Here is a 7,979-nt window from a genome sequence, read left to right as displayed (position 1 = left end):
GTCCTGCCGTGTCGGCGGCATCGGCCTGCACATGCTGGCGTACCTCTTCGACCCCGCCGAACCCGAACTGGCACGCGAACGCGAGCTGGTGCGGGACGACCGGGTGCCGCGCGCCAAGGCCATGGTGCGCAAGCTCCGGGAACTCGGGGTCCCCGTCACCTGGGAGCAGGTCGCACGGATCGCGGGGGACGGCTCGGTCGGCCGCCCGCACGTCGCCACCGCGCTCGTCGAGCTCGGCGTCGTGGACTCGGTGTCCGACGCCTTCACCCCGGCCTGGCTCGGCAACGGCGGGCGCGCCTACGCCGAGAAGCACGAACTCGACCCGTTCGAGGCGGTCCGGCTGGTCAAGGCCGCGGGCGGCGTCACCGTCTTCGCCCACCCGCTCGCCGTCAAACGCGGCGCGGTGGTGCCCGAGTCCGTGATCGCGGACCTGGCCGCCGCGGGACTGGACGGCATCGAGGTCGACCACATGGACCACGACGCGCCCACGCGGGCCCGGCTGCGCGCGCTCGCCGCCGAACTGGAGCTGCTGCCCACGGGGTCGAGCGACTACCACGGCACCCGCAAGACCGTCCGGATCGGGGAGTACACCACCGACCCGGAGATCTACGGCGAGATCACCCGGCGCGCCACGGGGGCCTTCCCGGTGCCGGGCGCCGGCGGAAACCGCCAGGCGTAACGCGCCCCCGCGCACCCCACCCGCTCGTCCACGTCATCCGTCCCCCGGTCGCACTCCCGTGCGCCCGGCCGCGTCCTGCGGCCCCGGCGCGTGCGCCCTCCGTACCGACCCGCTCCCCCTCCCTCTCTCGCAAGGCTCATCGTGTTCGACGTCGCTGTCTTCGGATCCCTCTTTCTCACTCTTTTTGTGATTATGGATCCGCCCGGAATCACCCCGATCTTCCTGGCCCTCACCGCGGGGCGCCCTGCCAAGGTGCAGCGCAAGATGGCCCTCCAGGCGGTCGCCGTGGCCTTCGGCGTGATCGCCGTGTTCGGCGTGCTCGGCCAGCAGATCCTCGACTACCTCCACGTCTCCGTCCCGGCGCTGATGATCGCGGGCGGACTGCTCCTGCTGCTCATCGCGCTGGACCTGCTCACCGGGAAGACGGACGAGCCGACGCAGACCAAGGACGTCAACGTGGCCCTCGTACCGCTGGGGATGCCCCTGCTCGCCGGGCCCGGCGCGATCGTCTCGGTGATCCTCGCCGTGCAGCACGCGGACGGTGTCGGCGGCCAGGTGTCCGTGTGGTCGGCGATCGTGGCCATGCACGTGGTCCTCTGGCTGACGATGCGTTACTCGCTGCTGATCATCCGCGTGATCAAGGACGGCGGCGTCGTGCTCGTGACGCGGCTCGCCGGCATGATGCTCTCCGCCATCGCCGTCCAGCAGATCATCAACGGCGTCACCCAGGTCATCCAGAACTCCTGACCCGGACACCACTCGCCCCCGTACGGATCCTTCCGTACGGGGGCGCGTCGTCGGACTCGGCCGCACGGGGCGGCGCGCACGGTGTTACGAAGCCGGCCCATCGGCCGGCCGGATCAGGATGCGCTGGCCTATGGCGGCGGCCTGCTGCACGATCCGGTTGACGGAGGCGGCGTCCACGACGGTGCTGTCCACGGCGGTACCGTCGACGTCGTCGAGTCGCGTGATCTCGAAGCGCATAGGGCTTCCCTTCGTCTGATCCTCCTGCTGGAGAACTGCTGGATGGACGGGCGGGGCCGTCCGCAAGGATGGGAGCACAAACCGTCCTGCGTCTCGTGCTCTACAAGGGTGACAACGACTTGCTGACTGCAAACATTCCCTATGCTAAGGAAATTTTTTGGATGCCTAAGTACCCGTCGGTAAGGAACCATGCGCAGCCGATGAGGGCCGCGTGAACCCCGTGGACGCGGGCCCCGGCATCCGGGAGCAGCTGGACCGCACCAACGAACTGCTCCAGCGCGTACTCGCCGAGGTGTCCAAGACGCCCTCCACCCACGCCATCTTCGTGGACGCGGGCTACGTCTACGCGGCAGCCGGGCTGCTCGTCACCGGGACCGAGGACCGGCGGTCCTTCGACCTCGACGCGGAAGGGCTGATCGAAGCCTTCATCGACAAGGCCCGCACCATCTTCGCGGACAGCCGGCTGCTGCGCGTCTACTGGTACGACGGGGCCAGGCGGCGGATCCACACCACCGAGCAGCAGTCCATCGCCGAGCTCCCCGACGTGAAGGTCAGACTCGGCAACCTCAACGCGAACAACCAGCAGAAGGGCGTCGACTCACTCATCCGCTCCGACCTCGAATCGCTCGCCCGGCACCGGGCCATCAGCGACGCGGCCCTGGTGGGCGGTGACGAGGACCTGGTCTCCGCCGTCGAGGCGGCCCAGGGCTACGGCGCCCGCGTCCACCTCTGGGGCATCGAGGCGGGGGAGGGCCGCAACCAGGCGGAGCCGCTGCTCTGGGAGGTCGACAGCCAGCGCACCTTCGACCTCGACTTCTGCCGCCCGTACGTGACCCGGCGCCCCGTCACGATGTACGAGGACGACAGCCCCGCCCCCGCGCGCGAGGACGTGCGCTTCGTGGGGGCCCAGATCGCCGCCGCCTGGCTTGCCGCGCGCGGCCGGGAATCCCTGGCGGACCTGCTGCCCGGCCGCCCGTACCTTCCCGGATCCGTCGACCAGGACCTGCTGGTCGAGGCCGAGCGGTTGCTCCAGTACTCGCTCAGGGGCCACGCCCACCTGCGGCGTGCCCTGCGCGACGGCTTCTGGCAGCACCTCCAGGCCCAGTACTGACCCGCGACCGTCAGACCGTCCCAAGGGAGTTCCAGAACGCGGCGAGCGCGCTCGCCGTCGGACCGGGCCTGGCGGTGTTCGGGGAGTGCTCGGCCCCCTCGATCACGGTGCGCCGGGCTCCCAGCCGCCGTGCCATCGCGTCCAGCGACGGTACGGGCCAGACGTCGTCGCTCTCGCCCGACACCACGTGGACCGGGAGGCCGAGCGCGGCGAGTTCGTCCACCCGGTCCGGCTCGGCCGAGAGCTGGGCGCCGGTGGCGATCAGCTGCGCCGGGTTGTGGCGCAGCCAGCGGCGGCGCAGCTCCTCGCCGTCTCCGGTGTCGGCGTCCTCGGGCGGATCCAGGGCGCGCATCGCCGTCCAGACCTCGTCCATGGTCAGGGAGGCCAGCGCGTCGCTCAGCATCCGCGCCTTCTTCTGCTGGGCCGGGACGATCTCGGCGGGGCCGGACGACATCAGGGTCAGGGAGCGGAACGGCGCGGCGTCGAGCAGCACCGCCGCGCGGGCGATCTGCCCGCCGAGGGAGTGCCCCAGCAGATGGACGCCGCCGGGTTCACCGAGCGCCTCGGCCTGCGCCTGTACGTCCCGGGCCAATTCCTCTTGCTCGTAAGCTTCTTGGCGATCCGGGCCGGGGGTCTCGTACTGGCCGCGGCCGTCGGCCGAGACGACCCGGAAACCGGCGTCCGTCAGGGGTTCGAGCAAGGCGATGAAGTCCTCCTTGCTGCCGGTGTACCCCGGCAGCAGAAGGGCGGTGGCGTGCGCCGGGCGGCGCGGGACGGCGTCCAGCACGGCGAAGTCGCCGCGTGCGGTGCGCAGGACGCGGGCCCGGGCGCAGGGGGGCGGGGTGAAGGTGGGCGGCCGGCTCATGAGCCGAGGCTAGCGCCCGTCCCCCCGAGCCGCCGCAAGGCGGGGGCCGCTGGCCGCTTCCCGGACCTGTGGGGCGCGGGGGGAGTCCGTGCAGCTCCCCACGCACAGGGCCCCGGGCCCGCTGGGTGCGGGGCCGGGGCCCTGGGAGGGACCGGTGGATCAGCTCTCGGCCGACTCGGCCGCCACCGACGTCGTCGCGCGGGCACGGCGGCGGCGCGGCTTCGCGGGGGCCGTGTCCTTGGCGGCGACCGCCTCGGACACCGGCGCGCTCTCGGCCTTCGCGGCGGTCGTCGCCCGGCGGCGGCGCGGCTTGGCCGGTGCGGCCGCGTCCTCGGCCACGGCGGAGACCGGAGCCACCGTCTCGGTCTTCGGCTTGGCGGCGGCACGGCTGCGGCGGCGCGGACGGGCCTCGGTCACCGGCTCGGACGCCGGGGCGATCTGGAAGTCGACCTCGTCGACGGCGGGCTTGACGACGCGCGGGCGGCGACGCGGCCGGGTGACCACGGGCTCAGCCACGGACACGGCGGCCACGGTCTGGAAGTCGACCACGGGCTCGACGGCGGGCTGCGCCGCGGCACGGGTACGACGACGCGGCCCGGCCTCCGCGACCGGGGCCTCCTCGGCGACCTCGGACACGGCGGCCCGGGTGCGGCGACGACGCGGCGCGGGCTCGGGGGCCTCCTCGGCCGCGGGCGCGGCCGGCGCCTCGGTCACCGACTCGGGCGCGGCGGCCCGGGCGCGGCGGCGACGCGGCGCGGGCTCGGCCTGCTCGGTCTCCACGACGGGAGCGGCCGGAGCCTCCGCCACGGCCACGCCGGCCTCGGCCACGGTGGCGCGGGTACGGCGGCGACGGCGCGGGGTGCGCGGCTGCGCGGTGTCATCGGCGTCCGCCTCGACGGACGGCGCCGGTACGGCCACGGCGTCCTCGGCCACCTCGGCCCCGCCCCGGGTGCGCCGGCGCTGGCGCGGAGTGCGCGGCGCCCGCTCCTCGCGGGGAGCCGGGGCCGTCGCGGCGGACTTGCGGCCACGGCCGCCGGTCTCACCGAGGTCCTCGATCTCCTCAGCGCCCAGACCCGCCCGGGTCCGCTCGGCACGCGGCAGCACACCCTTGGTGCCCGCCGGGATGCCGAGGTCCTCGTACAGGTGCGCGGACGTGGAGTACGTCTCGACCGGGTCCGGGAAGTCCAGCCCCAGCGCCTTGTTGATCAGCTGCCAGCGCGGGATGTCGTCCCAGTCGACCAGCGTGATCGCGGTGCCCTTGGCGCCCGCGCGGCCGGTGCGGCCGATGCGGTGGAGGTAGGTCTTCTCCTCCTCGGGCGACTGGTAGTTGATGACGTGCGTCACACCTTCGACGTCGATGCCGCGAGCGGCGACGTCGGTGCAGACGAGGACGTCCACCTTGCCGTTGCGGAAGGCGCGCAGCGCCTGCTCACGGGCGCCCTGGCCGAGGTCGCCGTGGACCGCGCCGGAGGCGAAACCGCGCCGCTCCAGCTGCTCCGCGATGTCGGCGGCGGTCCGCTTGGTCCGGCAGAAGATCATCGCGAGCCCGCGGCCATCGGCCTGCAGGATGCGGGAGACCATCTCGGGCTTGTCCATCGAGTGGGCGCGGTAGACGAACTGCGTCGTGTTCTTGACGGTGGTGCCCTCGTCGTCGGGCGACGTGGCGTTGATGTGCGTCGGCTGCGACATGTAGCGGCGCGCGAGGGAGATCACGGCGCCCGGCATGGTCGCCGAGAACAGCATGGTCTGACGCTTGGCCGGAAGCATGGTGATGATGCGCTCGACGTCGGGCAGGAAGCCGAGGTCCAGCATCTCGTCGGCCTCGTCGAGGACCAGGACGCGGACGTGCGAGAGGTCGAGCTTGCGCTGGCCCGCCAGGTCGAGCAGGCGCCCGGGTGTGCCGACGACCACGTCGACGCCCTTCTTGAGGGCCTCGACCTGGGGCTCGTACGCCCGGCCGCCGTAGATCGCGAGGACGCGTACGTCACGGGCCTTGCCGGCGGTGAGCAGGTCGTTGGTGACCTGCTGGCACAGCTCGCGGGTGGGGACGACGATCAGCGCCTGCGGCGCGTCCGTCAGCCGGTCGGGCCCGGCCCGCCCGGCCTCGACGTCGGCGGGGACGGTGACCCGCTCCAGGAGCGGGAGGCCGAAGCCGAGCGTCTTGCCGGTGCCGGTCTTGGCCTGGCCGATGACGTCGGAGCCGGAGAGCGCCACGGGGAGCGTCATCTCCTGGATGGGGAAGGGGGACGTGATACCGACCGCCTCAAGGGCTTCGGCCGTCTCGGTGAGGATTCCGAGGTCGCGGAACGTAGTCAGGGTGCTGCCTCTTCTGTGAGACGCGGCCCGAGGCGAACGCTGGGGGTCCAACCGTGCCTGGGTTGGTCATCCGGCCGTGGATGGGCCGGGTGGCGCGGGACCACTGCCGTCGCTCGAGCGCTCGTGCCGCTGAGGGGGCCCCTCATCTGCGGTCGTACATGGCGTACGCCCCGCGCGAGGGCTGTCGGGTCGGAGCCGATCGGGCCACCGACCGGGCATCCTCATTCAAGGTCGCGCTTCTGGCACACGAAAATGCTCAGTAAGCGCAATACCACTGTACCCCGGATTCGCGCATGTGTGTTGGGCGAATTCATGGGAAGGGTGTGATGTGTCCGGCCGACCGCGGCCCTGCACCCCCGTACGAGCGGGCTATTCTGCGCTCCATGGAGACGCCAGACAACGCCACGGAAGCATCCGACGGAGCCGCCGCACCCACCGGGATCGCCGCCCAGGACTGGGCCACGGCCTCCGCCGACCCCCAGTACCGCGCCGCGGTGGTGGATCTGCTCGGCGCGCTCGCCTACGGGGAGCTGGCGGCCTTCGAGCGGCTCGCCGAGGACGCGAAACTCGCCCCGACCCTCGGTGACAAGGCGGCGCTGGCGCGGATGGCGTCCGCCGAGTTCCAGCACTTCGAGCAGCTGACCGACCGGCTCTCCGCGATCGACGAGGACCCCACGGCGGCCATGGAGCCGTTCGCCAGGGCGTTGGACGAGTTCCACCGGCAGACGGCGCCCTCGGACTGGCTGGAGGGCCTGGTCAAGGCGTACGTCGGTGATTCCATCGCCAGTGACTTCTACCGGGAGATCGCGGCCCGCCTCGACACGGACACCCGCTCCCTCGTCCTCGCGGTGCTCGACGACACCGGTCACGGGAACTTCGCCGTCGAGAAGGTGCGCGGTGCCATCGAGGCGGAGCCCCGGGTGGGCGGCAGGCTCGCCCTGTGGGCCCGCAGGCTGATGGGGGAGGCGCTCTCCCAGGCCCAGCGGGTCGTCGCCGACCGCGACGCGCTCTCGATGATGCTGGTGGGCGGTGTCGCGGACGGTTTCGACCTCGCGGAGGTCGGCCGGATGTTCTCCCGGATCACCGAGGCGCACACCAAGCGGATGGCCGCGCTCGGACTCGCGGCCTGACCGGTCGCCGTACCGCCGGGGCGCCGTCCGCAGGCTACTGGGCCGTCACCGACCGCACCGGCCGGCGGCCGCGCGGGCGGATCAGCAGGGACAGGGTCACCGCCCCGACGAGCACGGCACCGGCCGGTGTCGCCAGGGCGTGGCCCGGCCCCACCGTGGAGTGCGTGAGGTACGCGCCGAAGAGGGAGCCCAGCGCACCGGTGAGGAACACAGCCCTGCGGGACGGGAGCCGGCCGGGCAGTGAGCGCAGTGCCGCCCAGGACAGGGCGAGGCCGAGCACGACGGAGCTGATGGGTTCCCAGAGCACTGAGGTCACCTCGCTTGGTGGCGGGCGGTCGGTCGTAGGCCGTCCTACCCCTGACCTGCGGATGACAACCCTTCCCGGCAGGACGTGAACCCCACCGAGGGACGGCCCGCGCGGAAGGCCCCGCGCGAGGAACGCGAGGAAGCGGCGAAGGGGAAGAGGCCGGGCGGAATCCGCCGGGCCTCTTCCCCTTCTGCCGCCGTGCGCTCGGGCGCGGGTCTACAGCGCGCCGAACCCCACCCGCCGGGCGGTGGGCTCGCCGATCTCCACGTACGCGATCCGGTCGGCCGGCACCAGGACCTTGCGGCCCTTCTCGTCCGTGAGGCTGAGCAGCCGCGCCGTGCCGTCGAGCGCTTCACCGACCGCGCTCTCGACCTCTTCGGCGGAAAGTCCGCTCTCCAGAACGATCTCCCGGGGCGTGTGCTGAACCCCGATCTTGACCTCCACGGCTATGTCCCTCCGACGGTCCGTCTCTGCGCGGTGAACCGCGCCGTACGCAGCACACATTAGCCCGGTCAAGGGACGGACCACGGGTCGACCGGCAACGCCGGGAGCGAACACCGGCGCCCGCCGGCGGTGCGGCGGGGGGG

Annotated in this window: 9 protein-coding genes; 4 read left to right on the top strand and 5 right to left on the bottom strand. The window is 72.7% G+C overall.

Annotated elements, in window-relative coordinates; genetic code table 11:
- Positions 1 to 679 (top strand): PHP domain-containing protein (locus IH13_RS0110640; protein ID WP_031083224.1); only part of this gene is annotated, 679 nt, incomplete at its 5' end.
- A 141-nt stretch (positions 680 to 820) separates the two neighbouring features.
- Positions 821 to 1,426 carry a MarC family protein gene (locus tag IH13_RS0110635; RefSeq protein WP_031083223.1) on the top strand — a complete coding sequence of 202 codons (606 nt, stop codon included), beginning with the start codon at positions 821 to 823 and terminating at the stop codon, positions 1,424 to 1,426.
- Between the two features lie 84 nt (positions 1,427 to 1,510).
- Here the strand turns inward: IH13_RS0110635 and IH13_RS43905 are convergent, their stop codons facing one another.
- Positions 1,511 to 1,663: a hypothetical protein gene (locus IH13_RS43905; RefSeq protein ID WP_199814629.1), complete on the bottom strand. Its 153-nt coding sequence runs from the start codon at positions 1,661 to 1,663 to the stop codon at positions 1,511 to 1,513.
- Positions 1,664 to 1,874: 211 nt separating this feature from the next.
- On the opposite strand from IH13_RS43905, the gene IH13_RS0110625 reads away from it, so the two are divergent.
- The gene (locus IH13_RS0110625; RefSeq protein ID WP_031083220.1) at positions 1,875 to 2,774 is read left to right on the top strand and encodes an NYN domain-containing protein; all 900 of its coding nucleotides are present in this window, start codon (positions 1,875 to 1,877) and stop codon (positions 2,772 to 2,774) included.
- A 10-nt stretch (positions 2,775 to 2,784) separates the two neighbouring features.
- Here IH13_RS0110625 and IH13_RS0110620 read toward each other — a convergent pair whose 3' ends face one another.
- Together IH13_RS0110620 and IH13_RS0110615 are read right to left on the bottom strand one after the other, a co-directional pair.
- Positions 2,785 to 3,639, bottom strand: coding sequence for an alpha/beta fold hydrolase (locus IH13_RS0110620; RefSeq protein WP_031083218.1), 855 nt, complete (start codon positions 3,637 to 3,639; stop codon positions 2,785 to 2,787).
- A 159-nt stretch (positions 3,640 to 3,798) separates the two neighbouring features.
- Entirely contained in the window at positions 3,799 to 5,865 is a 2,067-nt protein-coding gene (locus IH13_RS0110615; RefSeq protein ID WP_031083216.1) for a DEAD/DEAH box helicase, read from the bottom strand.
- A 473-nt stretch (positions 5,866 to 6,338) separates the two neighbouring features.
- Here IH13_RS0110615 and IH13_RS0110610 point away from each other — a divergent pair, with 473 nt between their 5' ends.
- The gene (locus IH13_RS0110610) at positions 6,339 to 7,085 is read left to right on the top strand and encodes a ferritin-like fold-containing protein (RefSeq protein WP_031083214.1); all 747 of its coding nucleotides are present in this window, start codon (positions 6,339 to 6,341) and stop codon (positions 7,083 to 7,085) included.
- A 34-nt stretch (positions 7,086 to 7,119) separates the two neighbouring features.
- Here IH13_RS0110610 and IH13_RS0110605 read toward each other — a convergent pair whose 3' ends face one another.
- Together IH13_RS0110605 and IH13_RS0110600 are read right to left on the bottom strand one after the other, a co-directional pair.
- On the bottom strand, positions 7,120 to 7,392 hold the full coding sequence (locus IH13_RS0110605; protein WP_031083212.1) for a hypothetical protein: 273 nt from the start codon (positions 7,390 to 7,392) through the stop codon (positions 7,120 to 7,122).
- 216 nt (positions 7,393 to 7,608) lie between these two features.
- Complete coding sequence (locus IH13_RS0110600) at positions 7,609 to 7,836, bottom strand: DUF3107 domain-containing protein (protein WP_031083210.1); 228 nt, start codon at positions 7,834 to 7,836, stop codon at positions 7,609 to 7,611.
- Positions 7,837 to 7,979: the final 143 nt, after the last annotated feature.

This window comes from Streptomyces sp. NRRL WC-3549, assembly GCF_000721935.1.
Taxonomy (GTDB): domain Bacteria; phylum Actinomycetota; class Actinomycetes; order Streptomycetales; family Streptomycetaceae; genus Streptomyces.
Note: the sequence above shows the minus strand (reverse complement) of the source record. Positions and strands in the feature narration are given on the sequence as shown.